The organism is Nonomuraea sp. NPDC049655, from assembly GCF_044465465.1.
Classification (GTDB): Bacteria; Actinomycetota; Actinomycetes; order Streptosporangiales; family Streptosporangiaceae; genus Nonomuraea.
The window spans coordinates 120,722-140,885 of the sequence record NZ_JBITLS010000008.1; the positions used below are offsets into that span (position 1 = coordinate 120,722).

A 20,164-nucleotide genomic window follows, 5' to 3' on the forward strand; every position below is an offset into this window, starting at 1 on the left:
GCCCGAAGGGGCCCTCACTCGCCGCTGGCGCGGGTGAGGGCTCCGTCGTGGGCGACGACCCGGGCGGCGGCCGGGGCCGACAGCGGGGGCACCGCCGTGGCGTACTGGTGGACCTCGGTCAGCTTGAGGCTGCGGCGCACCGACGAGGTCGAGATGGCCCAGCCCGCCTCCGGCGGCACCGGGATGATGTAGGTGTTGTTGGCGACGGTGCGGGTCGAGGTGTTGCGCGACAGCGAGTACTGGATCAGCGCGCCGCCGTCGGCCGTGCGCAGCGCGTAGACCGGCCAGTTGTCGGCGCTGAAGATCGAGTCGTAGCTGAACCCGTCCTTCTTGGCCGTCTCGCGGTCGGTGGCGATCTGCTTGGCCACCTCCGTCGTGTACGGCCCGTCGGCGAGCAGGCCCGCCGTCACCCCGGCCGACCCGGTCTCGGCCACGCTGGCGTGCACCGGGCCCATGTACTGGGGGCTGATCGTGACGGTCTTGTCGTCGGGCGTCAGCGCCGTGGCGTAGCCGTCGGCGTCGAGCCGCACCCGCGGCAGCTCCTGGCCCGGCAGCAGCTGCGCGGCCGAGCTGAGCAGCCAGTCGTCGCCGCTCTTGGCGAACGTCAGCAGCGTCGGCTGCCCGTTGCGCGTGGCCAGCGCGCTGAACCAGGGCGCCCGCTCGCCCTGGGCGAACCTGGGCACGTAGAGGGTGGGCGAGCCCCAGGCGTAGCGCGGCGGGCGGTCGCCGGTGGACTCGAAGGCGGCCTGCGTGAGCGCCAGCTGCCCGCCGGCGACCAGGTCGGTGTCGAGGAAGAGCCGCCCCGTCACGGGGCTCTCCACGCGCAGCACGTCGTCGGCGGGCAGGATCTCGGCGACCGCCTCGGCCGCCTCCTGACGCGTGACGGCGGGCGGCGGCGCGCTGGGCGAAGGGCTCGCCGCGCCGGTGGCGCCCGCCTTTCCCTGGGTCACCGCCGGGGACGTCTGAGCAGGGCCTGTGCACGCGGTCGCCGCGGCCAGCACGCCGACGGCGAGCGCCAGCATCTTCCCCCGACCGTATGCACGCACCTCGCCATGTTATTCGTGCACGCGAGGGTCGCGTACCCTAGGGAGACGTGGCAGGCATCGATCCGGCAGAAGAGATCAACGAGCTCGCGAACACGCTCCGCAGCATCCAGGACGTGCTCGACCTCGACGCGATGCGCAAGCAGATCGAGGAGCTGGAGCAGCAGGTTGCCGCCCCAGACCTGTGGGACGACCCCGAGCAGGCGCAGAAGGTCACGAGCAAGCTCTCCCATCTCCAGGGCGAGCTCAACCGCGTCGAGGGCGTCGCGCGCCGTCTCGACGACCTGAAGGTGCTCTACGAGCTCGCGGCCGAGGAAGGCGACGACGACACGCGCCTCGAGGCCGACAAGGAGCTGGAGTCACTCAAGACCGACATCGGCGCCCTTGAGGTGCGCACGCTCCTGTCGGGCGAGTACGACGCCCGCGAGGCGCTCGTCACCATCAACTCCCAGGCCGGTGGCGTCGACGCCGCCGACTGGGCGGAGATGCTGCTGCGCATGTACCTGCGGTGGGCCGAGCGCAAGGGCTACTCCACCGAGGTCTACGACACCTCCTACGCGGAGGAGGCCGGCATCAAGTCGGCCACGTTCACCATCAAGGCCCCCTACGCCTACGGCACGCTGCGCGGCGAGCACGGCACCCACCGGCTGGTCCGCATCAGCCCGTTCGACAACCAGGGCCGCCGCCAGACCTCGTTCGCGGGCGTCGACATCGTGCCGGTCGTCGAGCAGACCGACCACATCGACATCAACGAAGACGACCTGCGGGTCGACGTCTACCGGTCCTCGGGCCCCGGCGGCCAGGGCGTCAACACCACCGACTCGGCGGTGCGCATCACCCACCTGCCCACCGGCATCGTGGTCTCCTGCCAGAACGAGCGCTCCCAGCTCCAGAACCGCGCCTCGGCCATGAACGTGCTCCAGGCCAAGCTGCTGGAGCGCAAGCGGCAGGAGGAGGCGGAGAAGATGTCGGAGCTGCGCGGCGCGACCACCACGTCGTGGGGCACGCAGATCCGCAACTACGTGCTGCACCCGTACCAGATCGTGAAGGACCTGCGTACGGGCACCGAGGCGGGCAACCCGTCGGCGGTGCTCGACGGCGACCTCGACGGGTTCATCGAGTCGGAGATCCGCTGGATGCGCAGGGCGGAGTCAGGCACCGACTAGGTGCCTGAGCACCAGCGTCGCGAAGAGCAGCACGAGGAGCAGGACGACGACGAGGGCGGGTGACAGTCCGGCGAAGCCGTGATTGTGCATCCGCTCCCTGTTGGCTCGGCAGAGGGGGCAGCGGCCCTCGATCACGGGGTGGGCGCACTGCGCGCATACGAGGTGTTCACAACTCATGACAGCCCCAAGTCTAGCCGCACAATCGTTTTGTTTCCGTTATGGACGTTCCATGCCAGTCTTCCCCCTAGACTGTCGTCTGGCCAATCGGAACGTCGATCATCAGTAAAGACGGCGCCCCCGATCGGCCGGCGGCGGGAAATGGGCATGTGCCACCCTCGCTTCCGTCCTGACCCCTAGACTGGCATGCCGTGATGCTCTCGTGATCCATTTCGATAATGTCACCAAGGTCTACGCGAACCAGAACCGGCCCGCTCTCGACCACGTCTCCGTCGACGTGGACAAGGGCGAGTTCGTGTTCCTCGTCGGCCCTTCGGGGTCAGGCAAGTCCACGTTCCTGCGTCTGGTCCTGAAGGAGGAGCGGCCCAACTCCGGGGCGATCCACGTCGCCGGCAAGGATCTGGCCCGCCTCTCCAACTTCAAGGTGCCCCACCTGCGCCGCCGCATCGGCTGCGTCTTCCAGGACTTCAGGTTGCTCCCGAACAAGAACGTCTACGAGAACGTGGCGTTCGCCCTAGAGGTGATCGGCAAGCCCAGGCGGTTCATCCGCAAGGTCGTGCCCGAGGTCATCGAGCTGGTCGGCCTGGAGGGCAAGGCCCATCGCATGCCCGACGAGCTGTCCGGCGGCGAGCAGCAGCGTGTCGCCATGGCCCGCGCGTTCGTCAACCGGCCGATGATCCTGCTGGCCGACGAGCCCACGGGCAACATCGACCCCGCGACGAGCATCGGCATCATGAAGGTGCTCGACCGCATCAACCGAACTGGCACCACGGTCGTCATGGCCACGCACGACGCGGCCATCGTGGACTCCATGCGCAAACGCGTCGTCGAGCTGGAGGACGGGAAGATCGTCCGTGACCAGTCGCGTGGCGTGTACGGCCAGGCGTACTGACAGGGAGCGGCAGACACAACATGCGGGCGAACTTCATCTTCTCCGAGGTCTGGATCGGCCTCCGTCGCAACCTGACCATGACGATCGCGGTCGTCATCACCGTGGCAGTCGGCATGGCGATGCTGGGCGTCGGCCTGATGATCAACGCCCAGGTCTCCATGCTCAAGTCCTTCTGGTTCGACAAGGTCGAGATCTCGGTCTTCCTGTGCACCAAGGGCACCGCGATCCCCGAGTGCAACGGCAAGGCCGTCACGCCGGCCCAGACGAAGGCGTTGAAGACCCGCCTTGAGAGCCTCCAGGGCGTCAAGGAGGTCTTCTACGAGGACCAGAGCACGGCGTACGAGAACTTCAAGACGGCCTACCAGGCCAGCCCGACGCTCGTCCAGGCCACCAGGGTCGAGGACATGCCGCAGTCGTTCCGCGTGAAGCTGGTCGACCCCGACAACTACCAGCCGGTGATCGACGCCGTGAAGGGCCAGCCGGGCGTGTCCCAGGTGATGGACCACAAGCAGCTCATCGGCAAGTTCTTCGACCTGCTCGACAAGCTGTCCTTCTACGCGCTGGCCGTCGCCATCGTGCTGGTGCTGGCCGCGGCGTTGCTGATCGGCAACACGGTGCGATTGTCGGCGTTCAACCGGCGCCGGGAGACGGGGATCATGCGCCTGGTGGGCGCCTCGAACCTCTACATCCAGCTGCCGTTCGTCATGGAAGGCGTGATCGCCGGTCTGATCGGCGGCGTCTTCGCGGCCATCATCCTGATCGTGACGAAGGTCCTGCTGTTCGAGGAGATCGCCGGCTACTTCGGCAGCGGCATGGCCCAGCTCGGCTGGGACGCGGTGGCCCAGACCATCACGCTCACCATGGCCATCGGCGTCGTGATCTGTGTGCTGGCCTCGTTCGTGACGCTCCGCCGATACCTCAGGGTGTGAGGAATCGCCGGTAAGGTCGAAGCATGCCACGTGAGACCGGGCGGAAGGTCATCGCCCAGAACAAGCGGGCCCGGCACGACTACCACCTTGAGGACACCTTCGAGGCGGGGCTCGTGCTCCAGGGCACGGAGGTGAAGTCGCTCCGCGAGGGCCGCGCCTCGCTCGTCGACGGCTACGCCAGCATTGACGACGGCGAAGCGTGGCTGCTCAACGTGCACATTCCCGAATACATGCAGGGCACGTGGACCAACCACGCCGCCAAGCGCAAGCGCAAGTTGCTGCTGCACCGCAAGGAGATCGAGAAGCTGGCCGCCATGACCAAGGAGGGCGGCCTCACGATCGTCCCCACGGTCCTGTACTTCCAGGACGGCCGGGCCAAGGTCGAGATCGCCGTCGCCCGGGGCAAGAAGGACTGGGACAAGCGGCAGTCGCTGGCCGAGCAGCAGGCCAAGCGGGAGATGGCGCGGGCCCTGCGGCACCGCAACCGATGAGAGCGGCGGCACTCTAACCGATGACACGCGCGCGCCGCACCCTTGCCGCGACCGTCACCCTGGCGGTCGCGAGCATGACGCTGACCGGCTGCTTCGAGGAGTCCTCGCCGCACGACGCGGTGCGCGACTTCCTCGTGGGCTGGCAGTCCGAGGACTACGCCCTGGCCGCGGGCCGCACCGACGGCGACCCCGCCAAGGTGGGCAAGGCCCTGGCCAACGCCAAGCTGGAGCTCGACGCGGCCTCGTTCCGCTTCAAGATCAAGAGCGTGAGCGTGAACGGCGAGGAGTCCAAGGCCGACTTCCGCGCCGAGGTCGACCTGGGGGAGAACACCCCGCTCTGGGCGTACGACGGCTCGCTGCCGCTGCACCTGGTCGACGGCAGGTGGAAGGTGCGCTGGTCGCCGTCGGTGCTGCATCCGCAGCTCAAGGAGGGCCAGCGGTTCGCGGTCGAGACCAACCCCAAGCCGCGCCAGCCGGTGGTCGACCGGGCCGACGACCCCCTGCAGAACGAGCTCTACGTCTATGTCGTGGGCGTGGTGCCGTCCGCGCTGGGCGACCGGGCCGAGGACGTCGTGGCCAAGCTGTCGGCGATCACCGGTTACGCCCAGGACCGGCTGCTGAGCCGGATCAGGTCCTCGCCGCCCGACAAGTTCGTGCCGCTGGTCACGTTCGGGCGCTCGCGTTACCTGTCGATGAAGTCGAAGCTGGCCGGCATCTCCGGCATCCAGACCGATCCGCAGCCGCAGCCCATCGACCCGGCCGCCCCCAAGCAGATCGTCGGCAAGGTCAGCGCGCTCACCCCCGAGGACGAGCAGAAGCTCGGCGGCCCGCAGCGGGCCGGCGACTCGATCGGCCAGAGCGGCCTGCAACAGGCGTACCAGGACTATCTGACCGGCTCCACCGAGACCAAGGTGATCACCCTCGATCTCAAGACCGGCCGGCAGGTGGCCAAACTGAAGGAGTGGCTGGGCCGCCAGAACGTCTCGGTCAAGACCACGATCGACAGCCGCGCCCAGGCGGCGGCCGAGCGGGCGGTGGCCGAGACGGCCACCAGCGCGCTGGTGGCCGTCCAGCGTGACACCGGCGAGATCCTCGCGGTCGGCACCAGCGGGCTCAACCAAGAGAAGGACGCGCTGGCGGGCAGGTTCCCCGCGGGCACGGCCTTCTCGATCGTGGCGGCCGACGCGCTGATCAAGAGCGGCGTGAGCACCAAGCAGCGGCTGGCCTGCCCGGCCGAGCGCACGGTGGGCGGCGCCAAGTTCGTGCACACCAGCCAGACCGCCGGGGTCACGTCGTCGGCCACGTTCCAGGACAACTTCGCCAAGGGCTGCGTGACCGCGCTGGCCTCGCTGGCCCGCCGGGCCAGCGCCGGCGGCCTGGCCGCGAGCGCCAAGGCGTTCGGCATCGGCCAGCCGTGGCGGCTGCCGTTGAAGTCGTTCAGCGGGGCGATGCCCGAACTGTCCAGCGACGCCGACAAGGCCAGGGCCATCGCGGGCCAGACCGTCGAGGTCAGCCCGCTGTCGATGGCGCTGGTCGCGGCGGCCGTGGGGTCGGGCACCTGGCGGCCGCCGGTGCTCGTGACCTCGCCCACGTCGCCCGATCCGGCGGCGGAGGTCGTCCCGGCCAAGCAGCCGGACGCCGTCCCGATGGATCCGAAGGTGCGCACCGCGCTGACCGCGATGATGCGCGCCGGGGCGGTCGGCAGCCCCGCCCAGGCGGGCCGGGGCAGGGTCTACGGCGTGCGCGCGACGGCGGGCACCCAGGACAAGCCCATGACGTGGTTCGTCGGCTGGCAGGGGGACGTGGCGATCGCCGTCCTGGCCAAGAACTACGACGCGGCGGCCGTCGCGGGCAGCTTCTTCTCGGGCCTCCGTGACTCTGCGTGAAAATCTTGTGACGGCGAGCAACCGTTCCTGGTCGCGGCTGCGTCTTACTGAATGACTGGGCCCGCTCGGGGGGTTGCGGACTCAGTCGCCGTGATGAGATCAGGACTTCATCTCGGGGGAAGTCCTGCCGTCCGGACCGGCTCGACCCTGCCGGTCGGCCCCCGGGAGCGCGTGCTGCTGTGCCACGCTCCCGGGGGTTTCGCCATGCTGGAATTAAGTTGGCGTTGGGGGCGTTGTCCCCTGTAGATTCAGTGTTGCTCGCCTCTGCGTGATGATCAGCGTGAGGCGTGTTGACAACTGCACAGGGGGTGACTGGCTTCGACTTCGATCTTGCAAGCCAGGTGAAGCGGGCCGAGGACTGCGGACATAACCTCGTTAATCCTGTGACCGCAAAACAATAAGTGCCAATTCCAAGCGCACTGAGGTCGGCCAGGGTTCCCTGGCCCTCGCTGCCTAAGTAGCGAAACCTCTGTCAGCCCGGGAGTGCCTTCGGCCCGGTGTCTGGCATCGTTAGAAGGCTCAACCGATCGACCCGGCCACGGGGGAGATCGGGAAATCAAACAGTGGCTGAGCCCGTCGGCGACTCGCCTGCGTGATCGCCGGGGCTGAGAAAAGCACAGCAGGCTGCGCCCGGAGAAGCCCTGACTTGGGATTGAAGGACGCGGGTTCGATTCCCGCCACCTCCACGTGATCAAAAAGCTTCCGACCTGCCGACTAACCTCGGCGGGTCGGAGGCTTTTCGCTGTCCGGAAGACGTGCGCATCCGAGCTCAGAACGTGCGCAGCCAGCGGCGGAGGCGGCCGAGGGGGGTGCGCGGCTCCAGTGGGGGCAGCAGGCGGCGCAGCTCGTCGTCGGTGGCCGGGCGGGCGTCGAGCGCGGCCTGGCGCAACGGCTTCGCGTCCACCCGCAGGCCGCCGAGCACCTGGACGGTCACCGTGCCGCGGCGCGCCGCGTAACCGTGCGTGTCCTCTCGGCGGACATAGGTGAGGCCGGAGCCGACGGGGGTGCACTTCTGGGCGAGATAGCACAAGTCGCCGTCGGCCTGGCTCACGGACAACGTGATGTGGACGCTCTGGCCGCCGTTGCCGGTGTGGTCGGAGGGCATGTAGACCAGGCCCGCCGGGATGCCCATGAGCTGTGGGGTGTAGCCCGGGACGCGGGCCGCGTAGTAGTCGCCGGTCTGTTCCTGCTCGCCCAGATCGCGGGCGGTGGCCGGGCGCAGGCTCCGGGCGGCCGACCGGAGCAGGTCGCGGGGGACGGCGGTGCTCCCCACCACCGTGACGTACCTGCGGCCCACCCGCACCTGGTAGCCGTGCTCGACCGGGCCCTGCCGGTGGACCAGGCCGCCGGGCTCGGCCGTGCAGGATCCGGTAGGCAGGTCGGCGTCCTGCGCGGTGGGCTGGCCGCACACGGCCGCGCCCGGCAGGAGCCGGTCGTAGGCGACGATCCTGACGTACCGGTCGGGCGGGATGGCGGCCGGGTCCGCCGGAGTGAAGCCGGAGCCGCCCAGCCCGCCGCCGTAGTCCCGGCCGTCGGGCCGGTAGCCGGGGACGGCGACCACGTACGCGGTCTCCCGGTGGAGGTCGCCCGCCGCCAGGCGTGCCTCCAGGTCGTCCGGCGGCTCCTGGCGCAGCACGGCCACGCCCGCCCCCAGAAGCGCCACGCTCAGCCCGAGCGCGACGCCCTTGTGGCGCCACCCGCGCAGCAGCGTCCCGGCCACGAGGGCGTACGGAACGCCGCCGAGCACGGCCGTCAGCAGCAGGTCGCGGCTCACCCCGAGGCCGGCGACGTCGGTCACCACCCAGCCGAGGGCCCAGCCGGCGGTTCCCAGGCCCAGCACCAGCAGCGCCCACAGGAGCCGGCCGCCGCGCGTCGCGCCGAGCACGGACACGCCGCGGGTGGCCCTGATCACGATGACCAGGTAGCCGAGCAGGGCCGCCACGCCCAGTGCGGCGGCGGCGAGGGCCACCGCCTCGTCGCCGGCGAACAGCACGGCCAGCAGGACCAGCCACGCCGTCGGCAGGAAGACCGATCCGGCCGCCCAGGCGGCGACGAGCTGGGCCAGGACCAGCAGCGGCCGCGACGCGACCCCGCCGGGTGGACGGTCGGGCCCGCTGTCCGTCAGCCTTTGCCGCTGCTTCTGACGACCGCCGGGCGGCGCGGGTTCGGTCAACGGGACGGTTCGAGGATCGTCTTGATGTGCTGGTTGCGCATGTTGATGAGGTGGGTCATGTGGCGGCGCAGGACCAGCAGCTCGGCCAGGCGGCCCAGGGGGCCGGCGGGGGCGGAGAAGTCGACGACGTCGGTCATGAGGGTGGCGCCCGCGTGCGGAGCCGCCTCGAAGCGGTGTTCGTGCCGCCAGTGGCGGAACGGCCCGGACAGCTGCTCGTCCACGAAGTACGCGGGCCGTTCCCAGGCGCTGATCGTGGAGGTCATCCGCCAGGTGAGGCCGAAGTGCCGGGCCTGCCAGGTGACTTGGTCGCCGAGGCCGAGCAGGCCCGTGGTGACCCCCGCGACGGCGCGTTCCGACGAGCCGGCCATGGACGCGGTGTGGGTCTCGACCGACAGCGACGTGTCGAAGAGCACCTCGCGGGGAGCGAAGACCAGGGTCACGGTCTCGAAACGCGCCATGGCGGCATCTTAGGGATCCCCGTGGGCGCGGGGCCGAGGGGGTCGGGCTAGTGGGCGCAGCCGGCGTACTCGTCGAGGCGCCGGAACATGGCGGCCAGCATGAGCGGGAACATCGCGACGTGCGCGACGAGCATCAGGACGCCGCCGTCGATGACGCCGAGCCAGAGCAGCGGATAGAGCGGCACGATCGGGACGAACATCGCCGCGCACATCTCCAGCGTCGCCGGCCAGCGGTGGCCGCGGAAGCGCATCCACACGGCCATGCCCACCGACATGTCGACGGCCATGATCAGGTACGCGAGCTCCGGCGACTCGTCGTGGGAGACGGAGAGGCCGACGGCCGACTGGAGGGCGCCGAGCGCGAACATGCCGACGAACATGGCGACGATCATCTCCACGTAGTGGAGGGCGAACTTCGACCAGCGGCGTCCGGTCGCGGAGGGGGTCGCGGGTGCAGGGGGCGTCGGTGTCATGGCTCCGACTGTGGCCGGGTGGGGGGACGTGGACGAGGGGCGAAGTCGTACATGTCTGGAAACTTGGGTTCTTGGTCTTCCGGACCTACAGTCGTGCCATGGAGTACCGGCGGGTCGTGGTCGTCGCCTACGAGGCGGCCGAGCTGCTCGACATCGCGTGCGTCAGCTCGACGCTGGAGAACGCGAACTGGCACGGCGCCTCACCGTACTACCAGGTACGGCTGGCCACCCCCGGCGGTCATCCCGTGACCACCGCCGGCGCGCTGGTGCTGCAGGCCCAGCTCACGCTGGAGCGGATCACCGGGCCGCTCGACACGCTCATCGTCTCCGGCGGCACCGGCCACGTGGACGCCGCGGCGAACCCGCTGGTCGTCGGCCATGTCCGCAGGCTGGCGCGGGAGAGCAGGCGGGTCGCGTCGGTGTGCACCGGCGCGTACGTGCTGGCCGCCGCGGGACTGCTCGACGGCAGGCGAGCCACCACCCACTGGCGGGAGGCGGCCGACATGGCCGCCCGCTACCCGCGCGTCACCGTGGACCCGGCCCCGATCTTCGTCCGCGACGGCGAGGTGGCCACGTCCGCGGGGGTCACCGCCGCGCTCGACCTCACGCTCGCCCTGGTCGAGGAGGACAACGGCGCCGAACTGGCCAGGACGGTGGCCCGCGGCATGGTCACCTACCTGCAACGGCCGGGCAACCAGGCCCAGATGAGCATGTTCGTCAGCCCTCCGGCGTCCGCCGACGGCCTGGTCAGGCGGATCGTCGAGCACATCTGCGCGAACCTGGCCGCCGACCTCACCGCGGCCACGCTGGCCGCCGCGGCGGGCGTCAGCGAACGCCATCTCACCCGGCTGTTCCTCCGGCATCTGGGGCAGACGCCGGGCAGGTTCGTGCGGCGGGCCCGTACCGAGGGGGCGGCTCAGCTGCTGGCCTCGACCTCGTTGCCCATGTCCGCGATCGCCGTACGGTGCGGGTTCGGGACGGCCGAGACGCTGCGCCAGGCGTTCGTGGACCGGTACGGCATCCCGCCGTCCCGTTATCGGCTGACCCAGTCGTCCGCGACCGGCTGATCGCCATTTATCCCGCCCGAAATGGGCAATCCGGGCTAGGGTGTCTGACTTGAGCCTTTTCTGAGCATTAAGGTGATCAGCAGATGCGAAAGACGATCGTGCTCATCGGGGCGGCCGTCGTCCTGACAGGGTGTGGCATGTCGCCCGGCGGGCAGCCGCAGACCGCCGCCAAGGAGGCGACCACCACCGCCCCCGCGCCGCCGCGGACCGCGCCCGCGCAGACGGCGCCGCCGCAGGGGGACGTGGTCATCGCCACCCGTGAGGCCAAGGTCGGCTCCGGCGACCAGTACGGCAAGGCCCGCGTCGAGATCACCGCCCTGCTGCGCCAGGGTAGAACCGCCACCCTCAACTGGACGATCACCGCCGTCGAGGGCAAGGTCAACGTGCACAACGGCCTGGGCGGCGGCGGCTTCGACTACACGGTCTCCAACGTCTCCCTGATCGACCCGGTGAACGCCAAGCGTTACCGCGTCGCCCGCAACGGCACCGCCGCCGACGCCACCTGCGTGTGCTCCGGCACGCAGGGCCAGTTCCTGGAGGCGGGGGAGTCCAGCACGCTGTACGCGGTCTTCGCCGCGCCGCCGCCGGAGGTCACGAAGGTCAACGTCGAGATGCCGATGCTGGGCGTGCTCACCGATGTTCCGCTCTCTTAGCCTGGCGCTGGCCCTCGTGCTGACGCCCACGCCGGTCCCGGTCCCGTCCGACGCCGCCGGCCCGGTGGAGGATCTGGTGCTGCCGGTCGAGGACATCGTCGGCGAGGTCGAGTCCATGGACGGCGCCCAGAGCGAGACCAGGCAGGGCCGCGAGGTGACGGTCGCGCTGACCAGCGACGTGCTGTTCGCGCTGGACAAGTGGCGGCTCACGCCCAAGGCCAGGAAACGGCTGGCGGACGTGGCCGCGAAGGTCGAGGCGGAGGGCGCGGGCGGCGTCGTCAGGATCGAGGGGCACACCGACGACCAGGGGAGCGACGCGTACAACCTGGCGTTGTCGCGGCGGCGGGCGCAGGCCGTGCGCGCGGCCCTGGAGAGCCTGCTCGGCGGCGGGAACGTGAGCCTCCAGGCCGCCGGATACGGCGAGAGGCGGCCCAAGCTGCCCAACCTGGTCGAGGGCAAGCCGGTGGAACGGAACCGGGCGAAGAACCGGCGCGTGGAGATCGTCTTCACGGCCCGGCAGTGAGGGGCCGGCCCGGCTGACGGATCGGCCGGGCAGTGAGGGATCGGCCCGGCAGGGACACACCGGCCCGGCGCTGGCACAGCGGCCCGGTCGGGCCGTCACTCGGCCTTGAGCTCGCCGAGGGTGACCGTGACGGTCTGGGTGCCGCCGTCGGGGCGCAGGACCTCCACCTTGACCTGGTCGCCGGGCTTGAAGGCGGTGATCTCCTCCGACAGCGCGGCCATGGTCGTGGTCTTCTTGCCGTTGATCGAGAGGATCACGTCACCGGCCCGGATCCCGGCCTTCTCCGCGCCCCCGCCCTTCTCCACGCTCGCCACGCCCACACCGCTCGGCTGCCCGGTGGCGCCGATGACCGTGCTGCCGCGGATGCCGAGCGCGGCCCGGTGGCTGTTGGTGACCTTGCCGTTCTTCACGATCTGGGCCGCGATGTCGGTGGCCGTGTTGCTCGGGATCGCGAACCCGATGCCGGGCGCGGCCCCGCCGCCGAGCTGCGGGTCGGTGGCGGCGAGGGTCGGGATGCCGATGACCTCGCCGGCCAGGTTCACCAGCGCGCCGCCGCTGTTGCCGGGGTTGATCGCGGCGGAGGTCTGGATCGCGCCGCTGATGGTGGCGCCCGGCGACTCGGGGCTCTGGGGCTCGCTGACGGTACGGCCGAGCGCCGAGACGATCCCGTTCGTGACGCTGCCCGACAGGCCCAGCGGGTTGCCCATCGCCAGGACGATCTGGCCCACCCGCAACTTGCCCGAGTCGCCGAACCTGGCCGGGCGCAGCCCGTCGGGCCGGTCGACCTTGATCACCGCCAGGTCGCCGGCGCCGAACGCCTTGACCAGCTTGGCCGGGCGGGGCGCGCCGCCGGTGGCGATCGTGACGTTCATCTCGGTCGCCTCGCCGACCACGTGGGCGTTGGTGACGATGTGGCCCGCCGTGTCGTAGACGATGCCGGAGCCGAGGCCCACCTTGGTGTTGATCTGCACGATCGACGGCAGGACGTCCGTGATGACCCGCTCGTACGCGCTCTCCAGCGACTGCGGCGCGCTCCCCGGCGCCTGTTCGCCGGCGGTCGGCGAGCCCGGCGTGGTCGTGGCCGGGCTCGCGGTGGCCGTGGAGGTGGACGCCGGGATCGACGGGGACCGCCCGCAGGCGGCCAGCAGTACGACGGCTGTCAGTCCGGCGACGATCTCCCTCATGGGGAGATGTCTGCCCAGCTCAGCGGGAAAGATACGCCTCCCGGACGTCCCGTCTGCTGAGTTTGCCCGTGGGGGTGCGCGGCAGCGACTCGCGGTACTCGATCACCCGCGGGTGTTTCATCCTGGCCAGCCGGGGCGCGCAGTGCCGCAGCAGCTCCGCGGTCAGCTCCGCGCCGCCCGTCACGCCCGGCACGGGCTGGACCAGCGCCACGACCTTGTGCCCCCACTCGGGGTCGGGCACGCCGATCACCGCCACGTCGGCCACCGACGGATGTTCGAGCAGCGCGGCCTCGATCTCGGCGGGGTAGATGTTGACGCCGCCCGAGATGATCAGGTCGGTCCTGCGGTCCAGCAGGAACAGGTAGCCGTCGGCATCGAGGTAGCCGATGTCGCCGGGGGTGTAGGCGGCGCCGCGCATGGCGGAGGCGGTCTTGCCGGGGTCGCCGTGGTACTCGAAGCGGTTGATGCCGCCGATGTAGACCGTCCCGGGTTGGCCGGGGGCCGCCTCGTGGCCGTCGTCGCCGATGATCGTGAAGGCCATGCCGTCGAGCGCCCTGCCGACCGTGCCCGGCCGTTCCAGCCACTCCTGGGACGACACCATCGTCGCCACCGCGGCCTCCGTCGAGCCGTAGTACTCCCACAGGACGGGACCGAGCCAGTCGATCATCGCCTGCTTGGTGGCGGGCGGGCAGGGGGCGGCGCCGTGGTAGAGGTGGGTGAGGGAGGACAGGTCGTAGGTCTTCCGGTCCGGCACGGCGAGCAGCCGGTGGAACATCGTGGGCACCATGAACGCGTTCGTCACCCGGTGCCGCTCGATCAGCGCCAGCGCCTCGGCGGCGTCGAACCGTTCCGGGGCCACGATCGAGTGGCCGAACTGCAGCGCCATCATCGCCTGGCCGTAGGGGGCCGAGTGGTAGAGCTGCGAGCACACCAGGTGCACCCCGTCGGACGGCAGGCCGAAGTGCCGCCAGCTCTTGCGCATCAGGATGGGGTAGAGGTCCTCGGGCGTGAGGTCGAGCAGCCGGCGGCGCACGCCCTTGGGGCGTCCCGTGGTGCCGGAGGTGTAGAGCATCATGGAGCCGGCCCGGCGGTGCTCGGGCGCGGTGTCCGGCCGGCCGTCGGTCAGGTCGGCGACCGTGAGCACGCCGGGGGAGACGACGACGTCGGCGCCGCAGTCGGCGACGATGTAGTCGATCTCCTCGGCCGTGTAGTGCCAGTTGACCGGCACCAGGTAGGCGCCGATCTGGTAGGTGGCCAGCATCATGGTGAGGGCGTCGAGCCCGTTCTTCAGCACGGTCACAACGGCGCCGCCCGGCCGGACGCCACGCGCGACCAGGCCGTGGGAGGCTCTGTTGGCGCGGGCGAGCAGCTCGCCGTAGGTCGCGCCGTCGTCGCCGAGCAGGGCGGGACGGTCCGGGTCGGCGGCTGCGATCTCGTAGAAACCCCTCATGTCCGCAGACCATACAGAATTAGATTCTGCTGGGGGAATAGAGGAATTATCCCGCTCTTCGGTGACGTAACCTCAAGGCCATGGCGGACGTCGGCGACGAGAGATCAGCACAGGACACCCAACCCTTTCGCAAGGTCGTTGTTCCGCCTGCCGAGCAAGTCGTGCCGCCTGCGGAGCAGACGGTCAAGATCCCGCGTCCGCCGCGGCCGGGTGCGTCCCAGCCGGTACGGCCGACTCCTCAGCCGCCGTCCGGCCCGCAGTCTCCGTCCGGCCCTCAGTCGCGTCCCTATCCCGGGCCGCCCTCGGGTCCGCAGGTGCGGCCGCAGCCTCCGTCCGGCCCGCAGGGAGGCCCGCCGCTCCCGCCGCAGTCTCCGGGGGGGAACCAGCAGTTCCAAGGCGCCGGCCGGCAGGGCCCGGGCCCGGGGGTCGCGCAAGGGCCAGGACAAGGGGCGGGGCAAGGGCTCGCACAAGGACCGGGGCCAGGGCCTGCGCAAGGGCCTGGGCCTGCGCAAGGGCCGGGGCAGGTGCACGCGCAAGGGCAGGGGCAGCGGCCAGGGCCGGGGAGGGCGTCGCAGCATCAGCCCGTGCAGGTGTGGCCGCCGGGAGCGCCCAGGTCGCCTCAGCCCCAGCCTCAGCGCCAGCCGGGTGTCGTCGGTCCTGTGACGCCGCTCGTCACCAAGCCGCACAAGCGTGGCATCGGGGACATCCCCATCCGCGCGATCTATCTCGCGGGCGCCATCCTCGTCACCGTCACGGCGGTGTTGCTGATCTTCGTCGTGTTCTCCGGCGACGTGCCCACGACCGGCGACCCCGCCGGGACGACGGTCTCCGTCGCCCCCGTGCCGGCCGCGACCGCCACCCCGACCGCCTCCCCGACCCCCAGCGAGACGCCGGTCGCGCTCCCCTCGGTGCCGGCGAGCAAGGCGTTCCCCACGCTGCCGGGCAAGGCGTCCGTGGTGAGCGGGATCATCTCCGACAAGACGAGCGGCATCAGCTACCCGCGCCTGGCCGCGCCCTGGGACGCCAAGTCGTTCGCGCCGTTCACCGTCGCCCAGCGCATCGGCAAGGTGGCGGTGCCGCACACCGTGATCGCCTCGGCCATGTTCCCCGGCGACGCCCCGGAGAAGAAGCCCTCCAAGGACGCCGACTACCGCGAGATGGCCGTCCGCGCGGCCCGCTGGGCGCTGCGCACGCAGTATCCGGCGGGCGCCGAGCTGACCTCATGGACCGGGTCCGCGAAGGTGCCGGTCGGCAAGGGCTGGTCGCTGGGCTACAAGGTCACCTACGTCTCGGGCGGCAAGAGCGAGACCGCCCAGGCCATGGTGACGGTCGTCGAGGTGGGCAAGACCAAGCCGGCGATGCTGCTGGCCTCGATTCCCGAGAAGAACAAGGCGCGATGGGCTGATTTGAACACACTCGTCCAGCAGGTGCGGCCCCTCTAGGCCAGAAGCATGCTCTAGAATATGGTTCTGGGCATCGGGCACTGACTTTGACCTGGCTGGAGGATGAGCAATGGCGATCGGATTGAGCGAGGAGCACGAGGCGCTCCGCGACTCGGTGAGCGGCTGGGCCGAGCGGAACATCCCCTCGGAGCTGCTGCGATCCGGGTCGGACGAACGTCCGCCCTTCTGGCCGGGCCTGGCCGAGCAGGGGCTGCTCGGCCTGCACCTGCCCGAGGAGTCCGGCGGCTCGGGCTACGGGCTGCTGGAGGCGGCCGTCGCCGTCGAGGCGCTGGCCGAGAAGCTCGCCCCTGGCCCGTACGTGCCGACCGTGCTGGCCAGTGCGGTCATCCACGCCTCCAAGCGGCACGACCTGCTCGAAGCCCTCGCCGACGGCACGCTGACGGGCGCCGTCGCGCTGTCCGGCTCGCTCACCGGCTCCCGTGCCGACGACGGCTCGCTGGTCGTGTCCGGCACGGCCGACCCGGTGCTGGCCGGCTCGCTGGCCGACGTGCTGGTGCTGCCGGTGACCACGTCCGAGGGCGAGGAGTGGATCGCCGTCGACGCCTCGGCCGTCACCGTCACGCCGGTCCGGTCGCTCGACCTGACCCGGCCGGTGGCCAAGGTGGAGCTGTCGGAGGCGCGCGTGCCCGCCGAGCGTGTGCTCGACGGCGTGGAGAGCCCCGACGTGCTCAACCTGGCCGCGATCCTGCTCGGCGCCGAGGCCGCGGGGCTGGCGTCCTGGTGCGTCACGGCCGCCGCCGCCTACGCCAAGGTACGCGAGCAGTTCGGCCGCCCGATCGGCCAGTTCCAGGGCATCAAGCACAAGATCTCCCGGATGCTCGTCGCCCTTGAGCAGGCCCGCGCCACCGTGTGGGACGCCACCAGGGCCGGGGGCCGCGAGCTGGAGTACGCCGCCGCCGTCGCCGGGGTGATGGCCCCCGACGCGGCCGTCCAGTGCGCCAAGGACGCGATCCAGACGTTCGGCGGCATCGGCTACACCTTCGAGCACGACGTGCACCTCTACTACCGGCGCGCCCTCACCCTGCGCGCCCTGCTCGGCTCGTCGGCCGAGTGGGCCGCCTCGGTGACCGCGCTCGCGCTGCAGGGCGTCGGCCGCGAGATGGAGATCGACCTGCCCGAGGGCGCCGAGGAACTGCGCGAGGGCATCCGTGCGGAGATCGCCGAGATCGCCCGCCTTGAGGGCCAGGAGCAGAAGCGGGCGCTCGCCGACCGCGGGTTCGTCATGCCCCACCTGCCCAGGCCGTGGGGCCGCGCGGCCAAGCCGCTGGAGCAGGTGCTCATCGCCCAGGAGCTCAAGGCCGCCAAGGTCAGGCTGCCCGCGATGATCATCGGCGCCTGGGTGGTGCCGTCCATCGCCGTGTACGGCACGCCCGAGCAGCAGGAACGTTTCCTGCCCAAGACGCTCAGCGGCGAGATGATCTGGTGCCAGCTCTTCTCCGAGCCGGGCGCCGGGTCCGACCTGGCCTCGCTGCAGATGAAGGCGGAGAAGGTCGAGGGCGGCTGGCGGCTCAACGGCCAGAAGATCTGGACGTCGGTCGCGCACGTGGCCGAATGGGGCATCTGCATCGCCCGCAACTCCTCCGAGGGCACCAAGCACGAGGGCATCACGTACTTCCTGGTGGACATGAAGGCGCCCGGCGTCACGGTCCGGCCGCTGACCGAGATGACCGGCGAGAACCTGTTCAACGAGGTCTTCCTCGACGACGTCTTCGTCCCGGACGACCTGGTCGTGGGCGAGGTCGGCGACGGCTGGAAGGTCGCCCGCAACACGCTGTCCAACGAGCGCGTCTCGCTGTCGTCCGGATCGGGCGGCACCGGCGCGTCCGTGTCCGACCTGCTCGGGCTGATCGGCCGGCTCGGGCGCGAGCTCACGCCGGCCGAGGAGCAGGAGGTGGCCGGGGTCGTGTGCGAGGGGCACTCGATCAACGCGCTGTCGCTGCGGGTCACGCTCAAGCAGCTGGCCGGGAACGAGCCGGGCGCCGACGCGTCCGTACGGAAGCTGCTGTCCACCTCGCACGCCCAGCACGTCTCCGAGACGGCCGTCGGCCTGCTCGGCGCCCAGGCCGTGGTGGCCGCCGACATGAAGCTCGGCGACGCCGGCTACTGGAACCGGGCGGTGCTCGCGACCAGGGCCATGACCATCTACGGCGGCACCACCGAGGTGCAGCTCAACATCATCGGCGAGCGCATGCTGGGCCTGCCCCGGGACCCCGAGCCCGGTAAGTAACACATGTGAGGCGTCGGCGGCTAATCTCCCTTGTGCCCGGACTGCCGGTCCTGGCACGAGGGAGAGGCGGTGTCACGGTGCTCGAAGGCCGTGCGGGCCGCTGGGGGCCGGCGGTGCTGGGGCTGGGGCTGGCGGTGCTGGCGCTCGGCCCGGCGCTGGGCTGGGGGCTGGTGCTCCGGTACGACCTGCTCTTCGTGCCCGATCCGCCCCTGTGGCCCGACCGCGGTGGTTTCCCCCGGGCGGTGCCCAGCGACCTGGTCGTGGCGCTGCTGTCCAGGGCGATGCCCGTGGAGATCGTGCAGAAGGCGGCCCTGGTCGCCGTGTTCGTGCTGGCCGCGACCGGGGCGGCGGCGCTGGTTCCGCCGGAGCGCAGGCTCGCCCGGCTCGTGGCCGCCGCGTTCTACGCCTGGAACCTCTACCTCGCCCAGCGGCTCATGCTCGGCCAGTGGGCCCTGCTCCTGGGCGTGGCCGGGCTTCCGTGGGCGATCCGCGCGCTCACGCGGGAGACCTCCGGAGGGTTCGCGCGGTTCGGGCGGCTGGGGGTGGCCTTGCTGCCGGCGGCGGTGGGTGGGTTCCAGGCGATGCTGGTGTCCTGGCTCACCCTGATGCCGATCGCCGTCGCCCGGCGCAGGGTGCCGGTCGCCGCCGGGGTGCTGGTCGCGTACAGCCTGCCGTGGGCGGTGCCCGCGCTCGGCTCGGGCGCGGTGACCGATCCGGCGGGCGTGGACGCGTTCGCGGCCCGCGCCGACGGGCCCTTCGGCGTGCTGGGCAGCCTGCTCTCGCTCGGCGGCATCTGGAACGCCGAGGCCGGGCTGCCGGGACAGGAGGCGTGGTGGACGGCGACCGCCCGGCTCCTCCTGGTCCTCGCCGGCCTGTACGGCTACGCCCGCCTCCGCGCGGCCCCCGAACGGCCCGCCTGGTGGGGCGGCCTGGCGGTGGCGGCGGCCGCCGGGTTCTGCGTCGCCGGGCTGGGCGCGTTCCAGCCGGGACGCGAGGCGCTCATGTGGCTCATCGCCCTGTGGCCGGGGTTCGGGCCGCTGCGCGACGGCCAGGCATACCTGGCTCCGCTGGCCCTGCTGACGGCGGTCGGCCTGGCCTCGGTCCTGCGGTCGGGCGCGCTCGCGCTGGTCGGGGTGCTGGCCCCGGTGCTGGCGATGCCGACGTTCGCGCTGGGCGCGTTCGGCCGGCTGGAGGCGGTGACGTACCCGGCGGAATGGACGGCGGTCCAGCGGATCGTGGACGGCGACCCCGCGCCGGGCCCGCTGGTGTCGCTGCCGTGGGGCGCCCACCGGGCCTTCGCCTGGAACGGCGGGCGCGTGGTGCTCGACCCGGCGACCAAGCTGTTCCGGCGCCGGGTGCTCTGGGACGACACGTTGCTCGTCGGCCTGCCCGGCGGCGGCCGGCTGCGGGTGCGCGGCGAGGACCCGCTGAACCGCCTGACCGGTGACCTGCTGGTCGCCGGCGCCTACGGCGACCTGCCCGCCAGGTATCTCCTCATGGCCGCGGGCGAGAACGGGTTCCCGTCCGCGCCGCCCGGCTGGAGAACGGTTTTCGACGGCGAAGAGCTGCGCTTGCTGCGGCGTTGACCGGCTGTTTCATGATGTACCGGAGGGTAACTTGCTTTATCACGGTTTGACCAATGTTATGGATTCAAGACGAAACACGTTCTAGTCTCGGCACACCGCGTCACCGGAAGGAAGGGAGAGCTTCGTGTTGCGACTTCTCGTGGCCCTGGCGATAGGAGCCCTGCTGGCGGTCGGAGCCTCCGTCGCGGTGGTCAACGTGGCCTCACCGTCGCTCACCCCGCCCAACCAGCCGCTCTACAACTACGGCACCAGGTGATCCATCCCGCTTGACGCGGGGCCATACACAGCGAGCACGGAGTGTGGCTCCGCCATGCCCGCATGCC

Annotated in this window: 18 protein-coding genes and 1 other RNA gene; 13 read left to right on the top strand and 6 right to left on the bottom strand. The window is 71.1% G+C overall.

Annotated elements, in window-relative coordinates:
* Positions 1–14 precede the first annotated feature (14 nt).
* Positions 15–1,046, bottom strand: a complete 1,032-nt coding sequence (locus tag ACIBQ6_RS25820; RefSeq protein WP_397214931.1) for a hypothetical protein — start codon at positions 1,044–1,046, stop codon at positions 15–17.
* Positions 1,047–1,093: 47 nt separating this feature from the next.
* Between ACIBQ6_RS25820 and prfB the strand changes: the two genes are divergently transcribed.
* The 6 genes from prfB (at position 1,094) to ssrA (ending at position 7,273) form a co-directional block, all read left to right on the top strand.
* Positions 1,094–2,209, top strand: coding sequence for a peptide chain release factor 2 (gene prfB / locus ACIBQ6_RS25825; protein WP_358282811.1), 1,116 nt, complete (start codon positions 1,094–1,096; stop codon positions 2,207–2,209).
* Between the two features lie 379 nt (positions 2,210–2,588).
* Positions 2,589–3,278 carry a cell division ATP-binding protein FtsE gene (ftsE, locus tag ACIBQ6_RS25830; protein WP_020541427.1) on the top strand — a complete coding sequence of 230 codons (690 nt, stop codon included), beginning with the start codon at positions 2,589–2,591 and terminating at the stop codon, positions 3,276–3,278.
* Between the two features lie 20 nt (positions 3,279–3,298).
* Positions 3,299–4,207, top strand: coding sequence for a permease-like cell division protein FtsX (gene ftsX, locus ACIBQ6_RS25835; protein ID WP_352321716.1), 909 nt, complete (start codon positions 3,299–3,301; stop codon positions 4,205–4,207).
* Between the two features lie 23 nt (positions 4,208–4,230).
* Complete coding sequence (gene smpB / locus ACIBQ6_RS25840) at positions 4,231–4,698, top strand: SsrA-binding protein SmpB (protein ID WP_352321717.1); 468 nt, start codon at positions 4,231–4,233, stop codon at positions 4,696–4,698.
* A 20-nt stretch (positions 4,699–4,718) separates the two neighbouring features.
* Positions 4,719–6,584 carry a penicillin-binding transpeptidase domain-containing protein gene (locus tag ACIBQ6_RS25845; protein WP_358282814.1) on the top strand — a complete coding sequence of 622 codons (1,866 nt, stop codon included), beginning with the start codon at positions 4,719–4,721 and terminating at the stop codon, positions 6,582–6,584.
* 304 nt (positions 6,585–6,888) lie between these two features.
* Positions 6,889–7,273, top strand: a transfer-messenger RNA (tmRNA) gene (ssrA, locus tag ACIBQ6_RS25850).
* Positions 7,274–7,353: 80 nt separating this feature from the next.
* Here the strand turns inward: ssrA and ACIBQ6_RS25855 are convergent.
* From ACIBQ6_RS25855 to ACIBQ6_RS25865, 3 genes are read right to left on the bottom strand one after another with little or no spacing between them, the layout of a single operon-like run.
* On the bottom strand, positions 7,354–8,757 hold the full coding sequence (locus ACIBQ6_RS25855; protein ID WP_397214934.1) for a hypothetical protein: 1,404 nt from the start codon (positions 8,755–8,757) through the stop codon (positions 7,354–7,356).
* Positions 8,754–9,215, bottom strand: a complete 462-nt coding sequence (locus ACIBQ6_RS25860) for a cyclase (protein ID WP_397214936.1) — start codon at positions 9,213–9,215, stop codon at positions 8,754–8,756. The genes ACIBQ6_RS25855 and ACIBQ6_RS25860 overlap by 4 nt, the downstream gene beginning before the upstream one ends.
* A 47-nt stretch (positions 9,216–9,262) precedes the next feature.
* Positions 9,263–9,688 carry a hypothetical protein gene (locus ACIBQ6_RS25865; RefSeq protein WP_364325647.1) on the bottom strand — a complete coding sequence of 142 codons (426 nt, stop codon included), beginning with the start codon at positions 9,686–9,688 and terminating at the stop codon, positions 9,263–9,265.
* A gap of 98 nt (positions 9,689–9,786) precedes the next feature.
* On the opposite strand from ACIBQ6_RS25865, the gene ACIBQ6_RS25870 reads away from it, so the two are divergent.
* The 3 genes from ACIBQ6_RS25870 to ACIBQ6_RS25880 all read left to right on the top strand — a co-directional run bounded on the left by ACIBQ6_RS25870 (position 9,787) and on the right by ACIBQ6_RS25880 (position 11,931).
* Complete coding sequence (locus ACIBQ6_RS25870; protein WP_397214938.1) at positions 9,787–10,755, top strand: GlxA family transcriptional regulator; 969 nt, start codon at positions 9,787–9,789, stop codon at positions 10,753–10,755.
* 83 nt (positions 10,756–10,838) lie between these two features.
* A complete protein-coding gene (locus ACIBQ6_RS25875; protein ID WP_358282824.1) occupies positions 10,839–11,408 on the top strand; it encodes a lipoprotein in 570 nt (189 codons plus the stop codon).
* The gene (locus ACIBQ6_RS25880) at positions 11,392–11,931 is read left to right on the top strand and encodes an OmpA family protein (protein WP_358282826.1); all 540 of its coding nucleotides are present in this window, start codon (positions 11,392–11,394) and stop codon (positions 11,929–11,931) included. The genes ACIBQ6_RS25875 and ACIBQ6_RS25880 overlap by 17 nt, the downstream gene beginning before the upstream one ends.
* A 95-nt stretch (positions 11,932–12,026) precedes the next feature.
* Here the strand turns inward: ACIBQ6_RS25880 and ACIBQ6_RS25885 are convergent, their stop codons facing one another.
* Positions 12,027–13,115, bottom strand: a complete 1,089-nt coding sequence (locus ACIBQ6_RS25885) for a trypsin-like peptidase domain-containing protein (protein WP_358282828.1) — start codon at positions 13,113–13,115, stop codon at positions 12,027–12,029.
* A gap of 19 nt (positions 13,116–13,134) precedes the next feature.
* Positions 13,135–14,565, bottom strand: coding sequence for an AMP-binding protein (locus tag ACIBQ6_RS25890; RefSeq protein WP_397214941.1), 1,431 nt, complete (start codon positions 14,563–14,565; stop codon positions 13,135–13,137).
* Between the two features lie 659 nt (positions 14,566–15,224).
* On the opposite strand from ACIBQ6_RS25890, the gene ACIBQ6_RS25895 reads away from it, so the two are divergent.
* The 4 genes from ACIBQ6_RS25895 to ACIBQ6_RS25910 all read left to right on the top strand — a co-directional run bounded on the left by ACIBQ6_RS25895 (position 15,225) and on the right by ACIBQ6_RS25910 (position 20,097).
* Positions 15,225–16,007 carry a hypothetical protein gene (locus ACIBQ6_RS25895; protein ID WP_397214943.1) on the top strand — a complete coding sequence of 261 codons (783 nt, stop codon included), beginning with the start codon at positions 15,225–15,227 and terminating at the stop codon, positions 16,005–16,007.
* Positions 16,008–16,077: 70 nt separating this feature from the next.
* Complete coding sequence (locus ACIBQ6_RS25900) at positions 16,078–18,255, top strand: acyl-CoA dehydrogenase (RefSeq protein ID WP_397214945.1); 2,178 nt, start codon at positions 16,078–16,080, stop codon at positions 18,253–18,255.
* Between the two features lie 77 nt (positions 18,256–18,332).
* Entirely contained in the window at positions 18,333–19,841 is a 1,509-nt protein-coding gene (locus ACIBQ6_RS25905; protein WP_397214947.1) for a hypothetical protein, read from the top strand.
* A gap of 124 nt (positions 19,842–19,965) precedes the next feature.
* Positions 19,966–20,097, top strand: a complete 132-nt coding sequence (locus tag ACIBQ6_RS25910; RefSeq protein ID WP_260477562.1) for a hypothetical protein — start codon at positions 19,966–19,968, stop codon at positions 20,095–20,097.
* The last annotated feature ends 67 nt before the right edge of the window (positions 20,098–20,164 follow it).